The 17,870-nt window shown below is 53.1% G+C and carries 16 protein-coding genes and 1 other RNA gene; 7 read left to right on the top strand and 10 right to left on the bottom strand.

Annotated features, from left to right (window positions below; translation table 11 throughout):
• Positions 1-93: 93 nt before the first annotated feature.
• The 3 genes from gcvP to gcvT form a co-directional block, all read right to left on the bottom strand.
• Entirely contained in the window at positions 94-2,967 is a 2,874-nt protein-coding gene (gene gcvP / locus ACK8NJ_RS04400) for an aminomethyl-transferring glycine dehydrogenase (RefSeq protein WP_000195038.1), read from the bottom strand.
• 118 nt (positions 2,968-3,085) lie between these two features.
• On the bottom strand, positions 3,086-3,475 hold the full coding sequence (gene gcvH / locus ACK8NJ_RS04395) for a glycine cleavage system protein GcvH (protein WP_001295377.1): 390 nt from the start codon (positions 3,473-3,475) through the stop codon (positions 3,086-3,088).
• Positions 3,476-3,498: 23 nt separating this feature from the next.
• Positions 3,499-4,593 (bottom strand): glycine cleavage system aminomethyltransferase GcvT, encoded by a 1,095-nt coding sequence (gene gcvT, locus ACK8NJ_RS04390; RefSeq protein ID WP_000068700.1) that lies wholly within the window; start codon positions 4,591-4,593, stop codon positions 3,499-3,501.
• Between the two features lie 290 nt (positions 4,594-4,883).
• Here gcvT and ACK8NJ_RS04385 point away from each other — a divergent pair, with 290 nt between their 5' ends.
• The gene (locus tag ACK8NJ_RS04385; RefSeq protein ID WP_122545169.1) at positions 4,884-4,967 is read left to right on the top strand and encodes a hypothetical protein; all 84 of its coding nucleotides are present in this window, start codon (positions 4,884-4,886) and stop codon (positions 4,965-4,967) included.
• Positions 4,968-5,040: 73 nt separating this feature from the next.
• Here ACK8NJ_RS04385 and ubiI read toward each other — a convergent pair whose 3' ends face one another.
• Genes ubiI through ygfB form a run of 4 tightly spaced genes read right to left on the bottom strand, consistent with a single transcriptional unit; the run spans position 5,041 to position 9,370 of the window.
• On the bottom strand, positions 5,041-6,243 hold the full coding sequence (gene ubiI, locus ACK8NJ_RS04380) for an FAD-dependent 2-octaprenylphenol hydroxylase (protein ID WP_001559760.1): 1,203 nt from the start codon (positions 6,241-6,243) through the stop codon (positions 5,041-5,043).
• A gap of 22 nt (positions 6,244-6,265) precedes the next feature.
• On the bottom strand, positions 6,266-7,444 hold the full coding sequence (gene ubiH, locus ACK8NJ_RS04375) for a 2-octaprenyl-6-methoxyphenyl hydroxylase (RefSeq protein WP_411962149.1): 1,179 nt from the start codon (positions 7,442-7,444) through the stop codon (positions 6,266-6,268).
• On the bottom strand, positions 7,441-8,766 hold the full coding sequence (gene pepP / locus ACK8NJ_RS04370; protein WP_001290143.1) for a Xaa-Pro aminopeptidase: 1,326 nt from the start codon (positions 8,764-8,766) through the stop codon (positions 7,441-7,443). The genes ubiH and pepP overlap by 4 nt, the downstream gene beginning before the upstream one ends.
• A gap of 25 nt (positions 8,767-8,791) precedes the next feature.
• Positions 8,792-9,370, bottom strand: a complete 579-nt coding sequence (gene ygfB / locus ACK8NJ_RS04365; RefSeq protein ID WP_001295378.1) for a UPF0149 family protein YgfB — start codon at positions 9,368-9,370, stop codon at positions 8,792-8,794.
• Positions 9,371-9,537: 167 nt separating this feature from the next.
• Here ygfB and zapA point away from each other — a divergent pair, with 167 nt between their 5' ends.
• From zapA to ACK8NJ_RS04350, 3 genes are all read left to right on the top strand, one after another.
• Positions 9,538-9,867 (top strand): cell division protein ZapA, encoded by a 330-nt coding sequence (gene zapA, locus ACK8NJ_RS04360; RefSeq protein WP_001276008.1) that lies wholly within the window; start codon positions 9,538-9,540, stop codon positions 9,865-9,867.
• Between the two features lie 41 nt (positions 9,868-9,908).
• Positions 9,909-10,092, top strand: a non-coding RNA gene (gene ssrS / locus ACK8NJ_RS04355) — 6S RNA.
• Between the two features lie 20 nt (positions 10,093-10,112).
• Positions 10,113-10,715 (top strand): 5-formyltetrahydrofolate cyclo-ligase, encoded by a 603-nt coding sequence (locus tag ACK8NJ_RS04350; protein WP_001298273.1) that lies wholly within the window; start codon positions 10,113-10,115, stop codon positions 10,713-10,715.
• Between the two features lie 100 nt (positions 10,716-10,815).
• On the opposite strand, the gene ACK8NJ_RS04345 is transcribed toward ACK8NJ_RS04350, so the two are convergent.
• From ACK8NJ_RS04345 to rpiA, 3 genes are all read right to left on the bottom strand, one after another.
• Entirely contained in the window at positions 10,816-10,875 is a 60-nt protein-coding gene (locus tag ACK8NJ_RS04345; RefSeq protein ID WP_100635201.1) for a type I toxin-antitoxin system Ibs family toxin, read from the bottom strand.
• Between the two features lie 228 nt (positions 10,876-11,103).
• Positions 11,104-12,336, bottom strand: a complete 1,233-nt coding sequence (gene serA / locus ACK8NJ_RS04340) for a phosphoglycerate dehydrogenase (protein WP_001151604.1) — start codon at positions 12,334-12,336, stop codon at positions 11,104-11,106.
• Positions 12,337-12,591: 255 nt separating this feature from the next.
• Positions 12,592-13,251, bottom strand: a complete 660-nt coding sequence (rpiA, locus tag ACK8NJ_RS04335) for a ribose-5-phosphate isomerase RpiA (protein ID WP_000189743.1) — start codon at positions 13,249-13,251, stop codon at positions 12,592-12,594.
• A 382-nt stretch (positions 13,252-13,633) separates the two neighbouring features.
• Between rpiA and argP the strand changes: the two genes are divergently transcribed.
• The 3 genes from argP to meaB all read left to right on the top strand — a co-directional run bounded on the left by argP (position 13,634) and on the right by meaB (position 17,863).
• Positions 13,634-14,527, top strand: coding sequence for a DNA-binding transcriptional regulator ArgP (gene argP, locus ACK8NJ_RS04330; RefSeq protein ID WP_000828351.1), 894 nt, complete (start codon positions 13,634-13,636; stop codon positions 14,525-14,527).
• Positions 14,528-14,730: 203 nt separating this feature from the next.
• Positions 14,731-16,875, top strand: coding sequence for a methylmalonyl-CoA mutase (scpA, locus tag ACK8NJ_RS04325; RefSeq protein WP_001521239.1), 2,145 nt, complete (start codon positions 14,731-14,733; stop codon positions 16,873-16,875).
• Positions 16,868-17,863: a methylmalonyl Co-A mutase-associated GTPase MeaB gene (gene meaB, locus ACK8NJ_RS04320; protein WP_032152701.1), complete on the top strand. Its 996-nt coding sequence runs from the start codon at positions 16,868-16,870 to the stop codon at positions 17,861-17,863. Before scpA ends, meaB begins: the two co-directional genes overlap by 8 nt.
• The last annotated feature ends 7 nt before the right edge of the window (positions 17,864-17,870 follow it).

Below are 17,870 nucleotides of genomic sequence, written 5' to 3'. Positions count from 1 at the left end.
TATATTACGCCTCAGTCGAAACACACAAAGCGCACTTTATTAACAAGCTAAAAAGGCGCCGAAGCGCCTTTAGAAAATAGTCGAATCAGTGAATTACTGGTATTCGCTAATCGGTACGCAGGAGCAGAACAGGTTACGGTCGCCGTAAACATCATCCAGACGTTTCACTGTCGGCCAGTATTTGTCTGCCACGCCTGCCGGGAATACCGCAACTTCACGGCTGTACGGATGCGCCCACTCGGCGACCAGTTCGCTCTGAATGTGCGGCGCGTTCACCAGCGGGTTATCTTCCAGCGGCCAGACACCGGCTTTCACCTGGTCAATTTCTGCGCGGATAGCCAGCATCGCGTCGATAAAGCGATCCAGTTCCACTTTGCTTTCGGATTCGGTCGGTTCAACCATCAGCGTACCCGCCACCGGGAATGACATGGTCGGCGCGTGGAAACCGTAGTCGATCAGACGCTTGGCAATATCCAGTTCGCTGATGCCGGTTTCTTCTTTCAGCGGACGAATATCAAGAATACATTCGTGCGCCACGCGACCGTCGCGACCGGTATACAGCACCGGGAAAGCATCCTGCAGGCGGCTGGCAATATAGTTGGCGTTAAGAATTGCCACCTGGCTTGCTTTTTTCAGCCCTTCTGCGCCCATCATGCGGATGTACATCCAGCTGATTGGCAGGATAGAGGCACTACCGAACGGTGCCGCAGAAACCGCGCCCTGACGGGTTAACATGCCTTCTATTTGTACCACGCTATGACCTGGCACAAACGGTGCCAGATGCGCTTTCACGCCGATCGGTCCCATACCTGGGCCGCCGCCACCGTGCGGAATGCAGAAAGTTTTATGCAGGTTAAGGTGCGAGACGTCCGCGCCAATAAAGCCCGGTGAGGTGATGCCGACCTGGGCGTTCATGTTCGCGCCATCAAGGTAAACCTGACCGCCGAACTGATGCACGACTTCACACACTTCACGGATCGTTTCTTCATACACGCCGTGGGTGGAAGGATAGGTCACCATGATACAGGAGAGGTTATCGCCCGCTTGTTCCGCTTTCGCGCGCAGATCAGCCAGATCGATGTTGCCGTTTTTATCACACGCCACAACCACCACCTGCATTCCTGCCATATGTGCAGAAGCGGGGTTAGTTCCGTGCGCAGAAGCCGGGATCAGGCAGATATCGCGATGCCCTTCGTTGCGGCTTTCATGATAATGACGAATCGCCAGCAGGCCCGCGTATTCGCCCTGTGCGCCGGAGTTCGGCTGCATACAAACGGCGTCGTAACCAGTCAGTTTCACCAGCCAATCAGCCAGCTGCGCAATCATCTGCTGATAACCTTCGGCCTGTTCTGGCGGGCAGAACGGGTGCAGTTCGGCAAATTCCGGCCAGGTGATGGGGATCATCTCGGCGGCGGCGTTCAGTTTCATGGTGCAGGAACCCAGCGGGATCATCGCCTGATTCAGCGCCAGATCTTTACGCTCCAGCGAGTGCATATAGCGCATCATTTCGGTTTCGCTGTGGTAGCGATTAAACACCGGATGGGTGAGGATTTCGTCGTCGCGCAGCATCGCAGGCTGAATAGAGCGACTGTCGTGAGCCACGTCTTTGTCCAGCGTGTCGATGTCCAGCCCGTGGTTATCGCCCAACAGCACGCTGAAAAGCTGCATCACGTTTTCACGCGTGGTGGTTTCATCAAGGGTGATCCCAACCGCGTTCAGAATATCGCTACGCAGGTTGATTTCAGCCGCTTCGGCACGCGCCAGCACGCCCGCTTTGTCGGCCACTTCCACACACAAAGTATCGAAATAGTGCGCATGGCGCAGCTTCAGACCTTTTTGTTGCAGGCCCGCCGCCAGGATATCGGTCAGACGGTGGATGCGGTTAGCGATACGTTTCAGGCCAACCGGGCCGTGATAAACGGCATACAGGCTGGCGATGTTTGCCAGCAGCACCTGGGAAGTACAAATGTTGGAGTTCGCTTTCTCACGACGAATATGTTGCTCGCGAGTCTGCATCGCCATGCGCAGAGCGGTGTTGCCAGCTGCATCTTTCGATACACCGATAATACGGCCCGGCATTGAGCGTTTGTATTCGTCTTTCGCCGCAAAGAATGCTGCGTGTGGGCCACCGTAGCCCATCGGCACACCGAAGCGTTGCGCCGAACCAAAGACAATATCCGCGCCCTGTTTACCCGGCGCAGTTAACAGCACCAGCGCCATAATATCGGCGGCGACACTGACCACAATTTTGCGTGATTTCAGTTCGCTGATGAGCGCAGTGTAGTCGTGGATTTCACCGGTTGTGCCAACCTGCTGTAACAGCACGCCGAAGACGTCCTGATGGTCGAGCACTTTTTGCGCGTCATCGACAATCACTTCAAAACCAAAGGTTTCGGCACGAGTACGTACCACATCCAACGTTTGCGGATGGACGTCAGAAGCAACGAAGAAGCGGTTGGCATTTTTCAGTTTGCTGACGCGTTTCGCCATCGCCATTGCTTCGGCGGCAGCAGTGGCCTCGTCCAGAAGAGAAGCAGAGGCCATATCCAGCCCGGTCAAATCCAGCGTTACCTGCTGGAAGTTGAGCAGTGCTTCAAGGCGGCCCTGGGAGACTTCAGGTTGATACGGAGTATACGCGGTATACCAGCCCGGATTTTCCAGCATGTTACGCAGAATAACCGGCGGTAGCTGCACGGCGGTGTAACCCATGCCGATGTAAGACGTGAAGCGTTTATTGCGACTGGCAATAGCCTTGAGTTCCGCCAGCGCGGCGTATTCGGTCGCCGGTGCGCCAACCTGCGGCGGGGTCGCAAGCTGAATATCTTTCGGCACAATCTGGCCGGTCAGCGCGTTTAACGATTGTGCGCCAACGGCATTCAGCATTTCTTGCTGTTGCGCGGCGTCCGGTCCGATATGGCGTTCAATAAAAGCGCCGCTGTTTTCAAGCTGGCTTAACGTCTGTGTCATGAGCGATGGTTCCTGAAACGTGCAGTGAATTGTGAACCTCTCTCCTTGCGAAGAGAGTGAGGGTGAGGCGTAAAAGTTCCTCACCCTGATCCTCTCCCGCAGAAGAGGAATAAAGCCGTTACTCGTCTTCTAACAATGCTTCGTATGCGGTCGCATCCAGCAGTGATTCCAGTTCGCTTTCATCGCTGGCTTTGATTTTAAAGATCCAGCCACCTGCATACGGTTCGCTGTTCACCAGTTCCGGGGAATCGCTCAGTGCGTCGTTTACCGCCACGATTTCACCGCTTACTGGCGCATAAATGTCTGACGCCGCTTTTACTGATTCAGCAACCGCGCAGTCATCGCCCGCGCTAACCGTTGCGCCTACTTCCGGCAGGTCAACAAACACCATATCGCCTAACAGCTCCTGAGCGTGTTCGGTGATGCCAACGGTGTAAGTGCCGTCGGCTTCTTTACGCAGCCATTCGTGTTCTTTGCTGTATTTCAGTTCTGCTGGTACGTTGCTCATCAATCAATCTCCAAAAAAGTAAATCACGCGACGGCTTTGCCGTTACGCACAAAAACAGGTTTCGTCACTTTAACCGGCATTTCACGGTTGCGAATTTGCACAATCGCCGTTTCGCCAATACCTTCCGGCACGCGCGCCAGCGCAATGCTGTAACCCAGCGTCGGGGAGAAAGTCCCGCTGGTGATAATGCCTTCATGCTGGTTGCCCTGCGCATCGGTAAAACGTACCGGCAGTTCATTACGCAGCACGCCTTTTTCGGTCATCACCAGACCAACCAGTTTTTCTGTACCATGTTCACGCTGCGCTTCCAGAGCTTCACGACCAATAAAGTCACGATCTGCCGGTTCCCAGGCGATAGTCCAGCCCATGTTGGCGGCTAACGGAGAAATGGTTTCGTCCATCTCCTGACCATAAAGATTCATACCCGCTTCCAGACGCAGCGTGTCACGCGCGCCCAGGCCGCATGGCTTAACGCCCGCTTCCACCAGCGCACGCCAGAAATCGGCCGCTTTTTCATTGGGCAGCGCAATTTCATAGCCCGCTTCACCGGTATAACCAGTGGTGGCAATAAACAGATCGCCCGCCTGCACGCCAAAGAACGGTTTCATCCCTTCCACCGCCTGACGCTGGGCGTCATTAAACAGTGTGGCAGCTTTTGCCTGCGCATTCGGCCCTTGTACGGCGATCATGGAAAGGTCATCACGAACGGTAATTTCGATGCCGAAAGGTTCAGCGTGTTGGGTAATCCAGGAGAGGTCTTTTTCGCGGGTGGCGGAGTTAACAACGAGGCGGAAGAAATCTTCAGTAAAGTAGTAGACGATGAGGTCATCTATCACACCGCCAGAGGCATTCAACATCCCCGAGTAAAGGGCTTTGCCGCTTTTGGTGAGTTTCGCCACATCGTTCGCCAGCAGATAACGCAGAAACTCCCGAGTGCGGCTGCCGCGAAGATCGACGATGGTCATATGTGACACATCAAACATTCCGGCATCGGTACGTACCGCATGATGTTCGTCGATTTGCGAACCGTAATGCAGCGGCATCATCCAGCCGTGGAAATCCACCATGCGAGCGCCGCAAAGCGTATGTTGTTCGTACAAAGGAGTCTGTTGTGCCATCTTGTCCTCATTGAATAAGCGGGGCTGACAACTTTTCCATGGCGAAATTATCACCACGAAACCCAGCATCGGAGCCACTCCCGGTCCCCAACGCAATCGTTCTCTTTTGCCTGAACTTACCACCGAAACAGACTGTTAACCATAAGGTAAAATTGATCATCACATTAGCTTATGGTTAAAAAACGCCAAAATCACAACAGAATAAAAAACCAAAAAATGAACAAATCTCTATATAAAGATAAACAGATGAGAAAGTTAATTTGATTAATGCAATATTAAGAACTAAAAAAATGTCAAAAAACACTAAATCAAAAATTCGTGGCATTAGAAAATATAATGCGAAAACGGAGGTGAAATTAGTTTATTTCAAATGAGGAAAATCTCCCGGCGAAAAAACCGGGAGATGAAAGTGTGATGGGTATCAAATAAACAGCAGAAGAGAAATTTTTAACGCAGCCATTCAGGCAAATCGTTTAATCCCATTGCCTGGCGGATAAGTTGTGGTTTAACGCCAGGAAGCGTGTCGGCCAGTTTTAAACCAATATCACGCAGCAGTTTTTTCGCCGGATTGGTACCGGAAAACAGATCGCGAAATCCCTGCATACCAGCCAGCATCAGCGCCGCACTGTGCTTGCGGCTACGCTCATAGCGACGCAGATAAATGTACTGCCCGATGTCTTTCCCCTGACGATGCAACCGTTTCAGTTCAGCAACTAGCTCTGCAGCATCCATAAAGCCGAGATTTACCCCCTGCCCCGCCAGCGGGTGAATGGTATGCGCGGCGTCGCCCACCAACGCCAGACGGTGCGCGGCAAATTGGCGCGCATAACGCCCCGTCAGTGGGAACACAAGGCGCTCACTCTCAACCTTACATAAGCCCAGGCGATTATCAAAAGCGATATTTAACGCGCGATTAAATTCGTCTTCACTTGCCTGCTGCATCCGCTGCGCTTCCTCTGGCGACAGTGACCAGACAATCGAGCAAAGATGCGGATCGCTAAGCGGTAAAAAGGCCAGAATGCCTTCGCCATGGAAAACCTGCCGCGCCACCGCATCATGCGGTTCTTCCGTGCTAATGGTCGCTACCAGCGCGTGATGCTGATAATCCCAGAAAGTCAGCGGAATATCGGCTTTGTTGCGCAACCAGGAATTAGCGCCGTCCGCGCCAATCACCAGACGCGCCGTTAACATGCTGCCATCTTTCAGCGTCAGGAAGGTTTCATTTTCTCCCCTGGCGACCTGCTGTAATTCTGCGGGGGCCAACAGAGTGATATCTGACGACTGCTGCGCTTTGTTCCACAGCGCGTAGTGAATCACTGAATTTTCAACGATATGCCCAAGATGGCTATAGCCCATGCTTTGATCGTCAAACGAAATGTGACCAAAGCTGTCTTTATCCCACACTTCCATGCCGTGATAACAGCTGGCCCTACGAGAGAGAATGTCCTGCCAGACGCCAAGACGGGTGAGTAATTTTTCGCTGGCGGCATTGATAGCCGAAACGCGCAGTTGTGGTGGTGCATCCGCCGCCAGAGGTTCCGGTACGCGCTGCTCCAGTACGGCAACGCGTAAGCCGCTCCCCTGTAAGCCGCAGGCAACCGCCAGCCCCACCATGCCGCCACCAACAATGGCTACATCAACACTTTGCATTGTTTATTCCTTAAAACCGCCTTCAACGCGCCACCCAACCGAGGGTGCGCTGCGCCAGCACATCGCGTGCCGGGGTAAATAATTCCATCGTCATCAGCCCGATGTTGCGCCCGACAACCAGCGGGGTCCAACGGTTGGCAAAAAGATGTACAAAGCTGTCCGTGACGCCGATGGTTGCTTCGCGATCGCGCTGTCGACGCTGCTGATAACGGCACAATACGCCGTAATCACCCATGTCTTCTCCGCGCTCCTGCGCCTGAGTCAGGGTTTCTGCAAGGCTCATCACATCACGCATACCGAGGTTGAACCCTTGCCCGGCGATGGGGTGCAGAGTTTGCGCCGCATTGCCCACCAGCACAGTGCGATGGGTAATCGGTCTGGCGGCGCGGGTTAATGCCAGCGGATAAGCACTGCGTTTACCAGCGTGGGTAATTTTCCCAAGTCGCCAACCAAAGGCCGACTGGAGTTCACGGCAAAACTTCTCGTCGCTCCAAGACAGTACCTCTTCGCGCCGTTCCAGTGGATGACACCAGACCAGCGAACAGCGTCCGTCAGACATCGGCAACATCGCCAGCGGGCCATGTTGCGTAAAGCGTTCAAAAGCGCGCCCTTCGTGCGCAACGGAAGTCGCAACGTTGGCAATCACAGCCAGTTGTTCGTAAGGCTCCTGCTGCCAGTCAACGCCGCACACAGTGGCTAACGCTGAATGGGTGCCATCAGCGGCTACCAGCACGCAGCCCGTCAGCGTCTCGCCACTCTCCAGCGTCACTTCAACGTGACTCTGAGTACGGGCAACGTTAGCCACGCGATCAGGGCAATGCAGCGTTACGCCAGGTGCTTTGCGCAGCAATGCAAACAGCCGTTGCCCGACATTATGCAATTCGACAACCTGCCCCAGCGCCGCCAGTTGGTAATCTTCTGCGGCGAGGGTGACGAATCCGGCATGACCACGATCGCTGACATGCACGCTGGTGATGGCGGTTGCGCAATCAGCCAGAGATTGCCAGACGCCGATGCGCGCCAGTTGCTGACAGGTACCCGCCGCCAGCGCAATAGCTCGTCCATCAAAGCCCGGATGAGCATGTGACTCTGGCGCAGTCGCTTCAATCAAATGTACCGGCAGCGCCCCGTGACTTAACCGGGAAATAGCCAGCGCCAGCGTCGCGCCCGCCATGCCGCCACCGACGATGATTACGCTCATTGCTTTCTCGCAGCAGCCATCAACGCTTCGATTTCTTCCGGCTTTTTCACCACGCTGGCGGTGAGGTTTTCGTTGCCGGTTTCGGTAATCACAATGTCGTCTTCAATACGAATGCCGATACCGCGATATTGTTCTGGCACATCCGCATCCGGCGCGATATACAGACCTGGCTCTACGGTCAGTACCATCCCCGGTTCCAGAATGCGCGAGCGATCCTGACCATAAACCCCCACGTCATGGACATCCAGTCCTAACCAGTGGCTAAGGCCATGCATAAAGAAAGGACGATGGGCGTTCTGAGCGATCAGTTCATCAACATCACCTTTCAGGATGCCGAGTTTTACCAGGCCGCTAACCATGATACGCACCACTTCACTGGTGACTTCCAGAATGGAGGTTCCCGGACGATACAGGCGCAGGCTGGTTTCAAGAGACTCCAGCACAATGTCGTAGATTTCACGCTGGGCCTGGGTGAATTTGCCGTTGACCGGGAAGGTACGGGTAATATCGCCCGCATAACCTTTGTATTCACAGCCCGCGTCAATCAACACCAGGTCACCGTCACGCAGTTCACACTCGTTTTCGGTGTAGTGCAGAATACAGCCGTTTTCACCGCTGCCGACAATGGTGTTGTAGGAAGGATAGCGCGCACCGTGGCGGTTAAATTCGTGGTGAATTTCGCCTTCCAGATGGTACTCGAACATTCCCGGACGGCATTTTTCCATCGCCCGGGTATGCGCCAGAGCGGTGATTTCCCCCGCGCGGCGAAGTACGGCAATCTCTTCTGGTGATTTGAACAGGCGCATTTCATGTACCATGGGACGCCAGTCGATCATCGTTGCCGGGGCGGTGAGATTCTGTCGCGAGCCTTTACGCAGCTTTTCCAGCGCGCTGTTCACGATTTCATCAGCATAGGTATATTCGCCCTGAGCGTGATAAACCACATCCAGACCATTAAGCAGTTGATAAAGTTGCTGATTGATTTCGCTGAATGCCAGTGCGCGGTCAACGCCCAGTTTCTCTGGCGCGGCATCCTGGCCTAAGCGACGACCAAACCAGATCTCTGCCGTCAGGTCGCGAACGCGGTTAAACAAAACGCTGTGGTTATGAGTGTCATCGCTTTTAATCAGCACCAGCACCGCTTCCGGTTCGTTAAAGCCGGTGAAGTACCAGAAGTCACTGTTCTGACGATAGGGGTATTCGCTGTCGGCGCTACGTGTTACTTCTGGTGCAGCAAAAATCAGCGCGGCGCTGCCGGGTTGCATTTGCTCCACCAGGGCCTGACGGCGACGCTGAAACTCTTGCCGGGATATCTCACTCATAACACTCTCCTTACGTTTTTTGTTTTTAGTGTAGAGTCGGTTTTTGTACTTCTGGCGCGGTCGGTTGCGGATGAGTAAAGGTGTCGTGGCATAACAGCGCGGCAACACGAACGTATTCGATGATCTCTTCAAGCGACATTTCAAGCTCTTCCTGATCTTCGTCTTCGTCGTAGCCCAGCTGCGCGATGTTACGCAGATCGTCGATGGCTTCACCGGTTTCTCCGGTCACTTTGTCCAGCTTCGGTTGCGTAACGCCAAGACCAAGCAGGAAGTGATTGACCCAACCTGCCAGTGCATCAGCCCGATCAAAAACGCTGACATCATCGCCATCAGGCAGATAAAGCTGAAAAAGGAAGCCGTCATCCTGCAGGGCATCGCTGGTGGCAGAGTGCATTTTACGCAGTGCCTGTGCCAGCTCATGACCGAAAGCCATGCCTTCGTTCGTCAGGTCGTGAAGTAGCGGCAGCCATGAGCTGTCATCGTTACCGCCACATATCATCCCGCTGATTAAACCATGCATCTCAGCAGGGGTCAGACCCGTCCCTTGTTGGTTCAGATACTGGTTCATTTCGTTGTAACCAGGCATTTCGTTCTGTATAGACATAAGCATTCGTCGTCAAAGGGAGGAATATTCATGATATGCTACCACTTTGGGCCCTGGTGGACCAGAAAAGGGCTTGTCTCTTCTCATCAGGGTAGCTATAGTGTCGCCCCTTCGCAGACCATGGGTCTAAAGACGAAGGCAGCGCAGTCAATCAGCAGGAAGGTGGCATGTCTGCACAACCCGTCGATATCCAAATTTTTGGCCGTTCACTGCGTGTGAACTGCCCGCCTGACCAAAGGGATGCGTTGAATCAGGCAGCGGACGATCTGAACCAACGGTTGCAAGATCTGAAAGAACGCACTAGAGTCACAAATACTGAACAGTTGGTCTTCATTGCCGCATTGAATATCAGCTATGAGTTAGCGCAAGAAAAAGCGAAGACTCGTGACTACGCGGCAAGTATGGAACAGCGTATTCGGATGCTGCAGCAGACCATAGAACAAGCGTTACTTGAACAAGGTCGCATCACCGAAAAAACTAACCAAAACTTTGAATGACACTTTTCGGTTTACTGTGGTAGAGTAACCGTGAAGACAAAATTTCTCTGAGATGTTCGCAAGCGGGCCAGTCCCCTGAGCCGATATTTCATACCACAAGAATGTGGCGCTCCGCGGTTGGTGAGCATGCTCGGTCCGTCCGAGAAGCCTTAAAACTGCGACGACACATTCACCTTGAACCAAGGGTTCAAGGGTTACAGCCTGCGGCGGCATCTCGGAGATTCCCTTCTTATCTGGCACCAGCCATGACGCAACTACCAGAACTCCCACTGACATTATCCCGACAAGAAATCCGCAAAATGATTCGGCAACGTCGTCGTGCGTTAACGCCGGAACAACAGCAGGAAATGGGTCAACAAGCTGCTACCCGGATGATGACTTATCCCCCAGTGGTGATGGCGCATACGGTCGCTGTATTCCTCTCTTTTGATGGCGAACTCGACACCCAGCCACTTATAGAACAACTCTGGCGCGCCGGTAAGCGCGTATATCTTCCAGTTTTGCATCCCTTTAGTGCCGGTAATTTGCTGTTCCTGAATTACCATCCGCAAAGCGAACTGGTGATGAACAGGTTGAAGATCCATGAGCCAAAACTGGATGTGCGTGACGTGCTCCCCCTTTCCCGATTAGACGTGTTGATCACACCGCTGGTCGCCTTTGATGAGTACGGCCAGCGCCTGGGAATGGGCGGTGGTTTTTATGATCGGACCTTACAAAACTGGCAGCACTATAAAATGCAACCGGTGGGTTATGCGCATGATTGTCAGTTGGTGGAAAAACTCCCCGTTGAAGAGTGGGATATCCCTCTTCCTGCGGTGGTTACACCGTCGAAAGTCTGGGAGTGGTGAGGGCGACACACCTGCATCGCCCTGATTGACATCGTTGATTCTTTAACCTAATTTAGTGAGTAAGGGTAAGGGAGGATTACTCCTCCCCTGTGACTGACTGTTAATAAGCTGGCAAACTTATGAGTAACAGTACAATCAGTATGATGACAAGTCGCATCATAACCCTTCTCCTTCAAGCCCTCGCTTCGGTGAGGGCTTTACCGTTACAGCCCCATGCTGCCCTGCCATCGTAAATCCCCATTAAATAAACACAACGCATTGATCTGACTTTGATTTATTTTCTGGAGCAGACTCGCAAAGTAGAATGCGCAATGCGGCAACGGTGTGGAGAAGGGATAAAAAAACGGGCAAGTCAGTGACCTGCCCGTTGATTTTCAGAGAAGGGGATTTAGTACAGCAGACGGGCGCGAATGGTACCCGGAATAGCTTTCATTGCCTGCAGCGCTTTTTCGGCAACGTCTTCGTCGGCTTCAATATCAATAACCACATAACCCATCTGGGCGGAAGTTTGTAGATATTGCGCGGCGATGTTGACGCCCTGCTCGGCGAAGATTTTGTTCAGCGCAGTTAGCACGCCCGGACGGTTTTCGTGGATGTGCATCAGACGACGCCCACCGTGCAGTGGCAGCGAGACTTCCGGGAAGTTCACCGCAGAGAGCGTTGAGCCATTGTCAGAATACTTGATCAATTTACCCGCAACTTCCAGGCCAATATTCTCCTGCGCTTCCTGAGTCGAACCGCCAATGTGTGGCGTCAGAAGGACGTTGTCGAATTCACACAGCGGAGAGGTAAATGGATCGCTATTGGTCGCCGGTTCCGTCGGGAATACGTCGATTGCCGCCCCCGCCAGATGTTTGCTCGCCAGCGCGTCACACAGCGCCGGAATATCCACCACAGTACCGCGCGAAGCATTAATCAGCAGCGAGCCGGGCTTCATTAGTGAAATTTCTTTCGCGCCCATCATATTTTTGGTGGACGGATTCTCTGGTACATGCAGACTCACCACATCGCTCATATTCAGCAGGTCAGAAAGATGCTGTACCTGAGTGGCGTTACCCAGCGGCAGTTTATTTTCAATATCATAAAAGTAAACATACATTCCCAGCGATTCAGCCAGAATGCCCAATTGCGTACCAATATGACCGTAGCCGATGATACCCAGCTTTTTGCCGCGCGCTTCAAAAGAACCCGCCGCCAGTTTGTTCCACACGCCACGGTGCGCTTTAGCATTGGCTTCCGGCACGCCGCGCAATAGCAGCAGCAGTTCGCCAATCACCAGCTCCGCAACAGAGCGCGTATTTGAGAACGGTGCGTTAAATACCGGGATACCGCGTTTTGCCGCCGCATCCAGATCAACCTGGTTTGTTCCGATACAGAAACAGCCAATAGCGACCAGTTTTTCTGCGGCGTTGATCACGTCTTCAGTCAGATGGGTACGGGATCGCAGGCCGATGAAGTGGGCATCGCGGATGGATTCTTTTAATTGTTCATCATCCAGCGCGCCTTTGTGAAATTCGATGTTGGTGTAACCCGCTGCACGAAGGCTTTCCAGCGCCTTTTGGTGCACGCCTTCTACCAGCAGAAACTTAATCTTGTCTTTCTCCAGCGATACCTTTGCCATTTACCCAATCCTGTCTTTTGAAATGTTGTGTGCGGATTTGCATCCGCCTTTCAACATATCAAAAAATAATATTGCGGCAATATGAACGTTTGCGTCGCGATGTTGAGGAAATATCACGCAAAGGTATTTCTTGGATGAATATGCTGGTTTAGAGGGTTTATTTAGAGCAATCGACAATAGCCAGGTAAAAACGTGACACATGTCACCAAATTTAATGAAGAGAATTTTTTTAACGGGGGAGGTTCCCCCGTCAGATCATTTCACAATGGTTTTGACACCGTCAGGTGTACCAATCAGCGCAACGTCCGCGCCACGGTTAGCAAACAAGCCAACAGTCACCACGCCAGGAATCGCATTTATGGCGTTTTCCATCGCTATCGGGTCAAGGATTTCCATGCCGTGGACGTCGAGGATCACGTTGCCATTATCGGTCACCACGCCCTGACGGTATTCCGGACGACCGCCCAGTTTCACCAGCTGGCGCGCCACTGCACTACGTGCCATTGGGATAACTTCTACTGGCAGCGGGAATTTGCCCAGAATATCAACCTGCTTAGAAGCGTCTGCAATACAAATAAATTTTTCCGCAACCGAAGCAATGATTTTTTCACGGGTCAGCGCCGCGCCGCCGCCTTTGATCATTTGCATGTGGCCGTTGATTTCATCTGCGCCATCAACGTAGATGCCAAGGCTGTCGACTTCGTTGAGATCAAAAACGTGAATGCCGAGGCTTTTCAGTTTTTCAGTGGAAGCATCCGAACTGGAAACGGCCCCTTCAATCTGGCCTTTCATCGTGCCGAGCGCGTCAATAAAGTGTGCGGCGGTGGAACCTGTACCTACACCAACAATGGTGCCGGGCTGAACATACTGAAGTGCCGCCCATCCTACTGCTTTTTTCAATTCATCCTGCGTCATGATCGTTTCGCCTGTGGTATGAAATTTCACACGCATTATATACAAAAAAAGCGATTCAGACCCCGTTGGCAAGCCGCGTGGTTAACTCATCCATAAAATATCGCGCAATGGCGGGCATCCCCTTTCGCCCGGCAAATAAAGCATACAACGGTCTGGGTATGCCGCTCCACGGTGCGAACAGAGGCAATAACGCCACGCCATTCAACATAACCAGGGCGCGAAGTCGCTAAGCGAAATGCAATAGCGCAAATCCCTGATCTTTTAAGCTGCGCGTTTAACCATTGATACAAATGTTACCCGCCGACGGCTTCGGTATATGCAACCTGACACAAAATTGTGTCATAGTGCAGGAAAAAGCATTTACCAGGAGCAGACAACAGCAATGAAACGCCCGGACTACAGAACATTACAGGCACTGGATGCGGTGATACGTGAACGAGGATTTGAGCGCGCGGCACAAAAGCTGTGCATTACACAATCAGCCGTCTCACAGCGCATTAAGCAACTGGAAAATATGTTCGGGCAGCCGCTGTTGGTGCGTACCGTACCGCCGCGCCCGACAGAACAAGGGCAAAAACTGCTGGCACTGCTGCGCCAGGTGGAGTTGCTGGAAGAAGAGTGGCTGGGCGATGAACAAACCGGTTCGACTCCGCTGCTGCTTTCACTGGCGGTCAACGCAGACAGTCTGGCGACGTGGTTGCTTCCGGCGCTGGCTCCTGTGTTAGCTGATTCGCCTATCCGCCTCAACTTGCAGGTAGAAGATGAAACCCGCACTCAGGAACGTCTGCGCCGCGGCGAAGTGGTCGGCGCGGTGAGTATTCAACATCAGGCGCTGCCGAGTTGTCTTGTCGATAAGCTCGGTGCGCTCGACTATCTATTCGTCAGCTCAAAACCGTTTGCCGAAAAATATTTCCCTAACGGCGTAACGCGTTCGGCTCTGCTAAAAGCGCCAGTGGTCGCCTTTGACCATCTTGACGATATGCACCAGGCCTTTTTGCAGCAAAACTTCGATCTGCCCCCAGGCAGCGTACCGTGCCATATTGTTAATTCTTCAGAAGCGTTCGTGCAACTTGCTCGCCAGGGCACCACCTGCTGTATGATCCCGCACCTGCAAATCGAGAAAGAGCTGGCCAGCGGTGAACTGATTGACTTAACGCCTGGGCTATTTCAACGACGGATGCTCTACTGGCACCGCTTTGCTCCTGAAAGCCGCATGATGCGTAAAGTCACTGATGCGTTACTCGATTATGGTCACAAAGTCCTTCGTCAGGATTAATCCATCAAATAATGCCTGATAGCACATATCAGGCGTTGTCCTCACTTCTTTTTGTATTCCTTGAATCACATCACAAAATAGACAAATCTCAGGCGGCAAAAAACGACGTCTGAATGCATTTTTTTTGCTGGCGACAAACCCACGTAAAAAGCTCACCGTAGGCGCAAATACCCTCATTTTGATTGCGTTTTACGGAGCAAATAATGTCTAACGTGCAGGAGTGGCAACAGCTTGCCAACAAGGAATTGAGCCGTCGGGAGAAAACTGTCGACTCGCTGGTTCAGCAAACCGCGGAAGGGATCGCCATCAAGCCGCTGTATACCGAAGCCGATCTCGATAATCTGGAGGTGACAGGTACCCTTCCTGGTTTGCCTCCCTACGTTCGTGGCCCGCGTGCCACTATGTATACCGCCCAACCGTGGACCATCCGTCAGTATGCTGGTTTTTCAACAGCAAAAGAGTCCAACGCTTTTTATCGCCGTAACCTGGCCGCCGGGCAAAAAGGTCTTTCCGTTGCGTTTGACCTTGCCACCCACCGAGGCTACGACTCCGATAACCCACGCGTGGCGGGCGACGTCGGCAAAGCGGGCGTCGCTATCGACACCGTGGAAGATATGAAAGTCCTGTTCGACCAGATCCCGCTGGATAAAATGTCGGTTTCGATGACCATGAATGGCGCAGTGCTACCAGTACTGGCGTTTTATATCGTCGCCGCGGAAGAGCAAGGTGTTACACCTGATAAACTGACCGGCACCATTCAAAACGATATCCTCAAAGAGTACCTCTGCCGCAACACCTATATTTACCCGCCAAAACCGTCAATGCGCATTATCGCCGACATCATCGCCTGGTGTTCCGGCAACATGCCGCGATTTAATACCATCAGTATCAGCGGTTACCACATGGGTGAAGCGGGTGCCAACTGCGTGCAGCAGGTAGCATTTACGCTCGCCGATGGGATTGAGTACATCAAAGCAGCAATATCCGCTGGGCTGAAAATTGATGACTTCGCTCCTCGCCTGTCGTTCTTCTTCGGCATTGGCATGGATCTGTTTATGAACGTCGCCATGTTGCGTGCGGCACGTTATTTATGGAGCGAAGCGGTCAGTGGATTTGGCGCACAGGATCCGAAATCACTGGCGCTGCGTACCCACTGCCAGACCTCAGGCTGGAGCCTGACTGAACAGGATCCGTATAACAACGTTATCCGCACCACCATTGAAGCACTGGCTGCAACGCTGGGCGGTACTCAGTCACTGCATACCAACGCCTTTGATGAAGCGCTTGGTTTGCCTACCGATTTCTCAGCACGCATTGCCCGCAATACCCAGATCATCATTCAGGAAGAATCAGAACTCTGCCGCACCGTCGATCCACTGGCCGGATCCTATTACGTTGAGTCGCTGACCGATCAAATCGTCAAACAAGCCAGAGCTATTATCCAACAGATCGACGAAGCCGGTGGTATGGCGAAAGCGATCGAAGCAGGTCTGCCAAAACGAATGATCGAAGAGGCCTCAGCGCGCGAACAGTCGCTGATCGACCAGGGCAAGCGTGTCATCGTTGGTGTCAACAAGTACAAACTGGATCACGAAGACGAAACCGATGTACTTGAGATCGACAACGTGATGGTGCGTAACGAGCAAATTGCTTCGCTGGAACGCATTCGCGCCACCCGTGATGATGCCGCCGTAACCGCCGCGTTGAACGCCCTGACTCACGCCGCACAGCATAACGAAAACCTGCTGGCTGCCGCTGTTAATGCTGCTCGCGTTCGCGCCACCCTGGGTGAAATTTCCGATGCGCTGGAAGCCGCTTTCGACCGTTATCTGGTGCCAAGCCAGTGTGTTACCGGCGTGATTGCGCAAAGCTATCATCAGTCTGAGAAATCGGCCTCCGAGTTCGATGCCATTGTTGCGCAAACGGAGCAGTTCCTTGCCGACAATGGTCGTCGCCCGCGCATTCTGATCGCTAAAATGGGCCAGGATGGGCACGATCGCGGCGCGAAAGTGATCGCCAGCGCCTATTCCGATCTCGGTTTCGACGTAGATTTAAGCCCGATGTTCTCTACACCTGAAGAGATCGCCCGCCTGGCCGTAGAAAACGACGTTCACGTAGTGGGCGCATCCTCACTGGCTGCCGGTCATAAAACGCTGATCCCGGAACTGGTCGAAGCGCTGAAAAAATGGGGACGCAAAGATATCTGCGTGGTCGCGGGTGGCGTCATTCCGCCGCAGGATTACGCCTTCCTGCAAGATCGCGGCGTGGCGGCGATTTATGGTCCAGGTACACCTATGCTCGACAGCGTGCGCGACGTACTGAATCTGATAAGCCAGCATCATGATTAATGAAGCCACGCTGGCAGAAAGTATTCGCCGCTTACGTCAGGGTGAGCGTGCCACGCTCGCCCAGGCCATGACGTTGGTGGAAAGCCGTCACCCGCGTCATCAGGCGCTAAGTACACAGCTGCTTGACGCCATTATGCCGTTCTGTGGTAACGCCCTGCGACTGGGCGTTACCGGCACACCCGGCGCGGGGAAAAGTACCTTTCTTGAAGCCTTTGGCATGTTGTTGATTCGTGAGGGATTAAAGGTTGCGGTTATTGCGGTCGATCCCAGCAGCCCGGTCACTGGCGGTAGCATTCTCGGGGATAAAACCCGCATGAATGACCTTGCGCGTGCCGAGGCGGCGTTTATTCGCCCGGTACCCTCCTCCGGCCATCTGGGCGGTGCCAGTCAGCGAGCGCGGGAATTAATGCTGTTATGCGAAGCGGCGGGTTATGACGTAGTGATTGTCGAAACGGTTGGCGTCGGGCAGTCAGAAACGGAAGTCGCCCGCATGGTGGACTGTTTTATCTCGTTGCAAATTGCCGGTGGCGGCGATGATCTGCAGGGCATTAAAAAGGGGCTGATGGAAGTGGCAGATCTGATCGTTATCAACAAAGACGATGGCGATAACCATACCAATATCGCCATTGCCCGGCATATGTACGAGAGTGCCCTGCATATTCTGCGACGTAAATACGACGAATGGCAGCCACGGGTTCTGACTTGTAGCGCACTGGAAAAACGTGGAATCGATGAGATCTGGCACGCCATCATCGACTTCAAAACCGCGCTAACTGCCAGTGGTCGTTTGCAACAAGTGCGGCAACAACAATCGGTGGAATGGCTGCGTAAACAAACCGAAGAAGAAGTACTGAATCACCTGTTCGCGAATGAAGATTTCGATCGCTATTACCGCCAGACGCTTTTAGCGGTCAAAAACAATACGCTCTCACCGCGCACCGGCCTGCGGCAGCTCAGTGAATTTATCCAGACGCAATATTTTGATTAAAGGAATT

The organism is Escherichia sp. F1 (genome assembly GCF_046764225.1).
GTDB classification, from domain to species: domain Bacteria; phylum Pseudomonadota; class Gammaproteobacteria; order Enterobacterales; family Enterobacteriaceae; genus Escherichia; species Escherichia coli.
The sequence above is the reverse complement of the archived record's forward strand: the minus strand, read 5'-3'. Positions and strand labels throughout refer to the sequence as shown.

Coding starts and splice junctions, on each gene's coding strand:
- rpiA (WP_000189743.1), bottom strand. CDS start 13,251: ATGACGCAGGATGAATTGAAAAAAGCAGTAGGATGGGCGGCACTTCAG.
- ubiH (WP_411962149.1), bottom strand. CDS start 7,444: ATGAGCGTAATCATCGTCGGTGGCGGCATGGCGGGCGCGACGCTGGCG.
- ACK8NJ_RS04350 (WP_001298273.1), top strand. CDS start 10,113: ATGACGCAACTACCAGAACTCCCACTGACATTATCCCGACAAGAAATC.
- ubiI (WP_001559760.1), bottom strand. CDS start 6,243: ATGCAAAGTGTTGATGTAGCCATTGTTGGTGGCGGCATGGTGGGGCTG.
- argP (WP_000828351.1), top strand. CDS start 13,634: ATGAAACGCCCGGACTACAGAACATTACAGGCACTGGATGCGGTGATA.
- scpA (WP_001521239.1), top strand. CDS start 14,731: ATGTCTAACGTGCAGGAGTGGCAACAGCTTGCCAACAAGGAATTGAGC.
- gcvP (WP_000195038.1), bottom strand. CDS start 2,967: ATGACACAGACGTTAAGCCAGCTTGAAAACAGCGGCGCTTTTATTGAA.
- ygfB (WP_001295378.1), bottom strand. CDS start 9,370: ATGTCTATACAGAACGAAATGCCTGGTTACAACGAAATGAACCAGTAT.
- ACK8NJ_RS04385 (WP_122545169.1), top strand. CDS start 4,884: ATGTCAAAAAACACTAAATCAAAAATTCGTGGCATTAGAAAATATAAT.
- meaB (WP_032152701.1), top strand. CDS start 16,868: ATGATTAATGAAGCCACGCTGGCAGAAAGTATTCGCCGCTTACGTCAG.
- pepP (WP_001290143.1), bottom strand. CDS start 8,766: ATGAGTGAGATATCCCGGCAAGAGTTTCAGCGTCGCCGTCAGGCCCTG.
- gcvT (WP_000068700.1), bottom strand. CDS start 4,593: ATGGCACAACAGACTCCTTTGTACGAACAACATACGCTTTGCGGCGCT.
- zapA (WP_001276008.1), top strand. CDS start 9,538: ATGTCTGCACAACCCGTCGATATCCAAATTTTTGGCCGTTCACTGCGT.
- serA (WP_001151604.1), bottom strand. CDS start 12,336: ATGGCAAAGGTATCGCTGGAGAAAGACAAGATTAAGTTTCTGCTGGTA.
- gcvH (WP_001295377.1), bottom strand. CDS start 3,475: ATGAGCAACGTACCAGCAGAACTGAAATACAGCAAAGAACACGAATGG.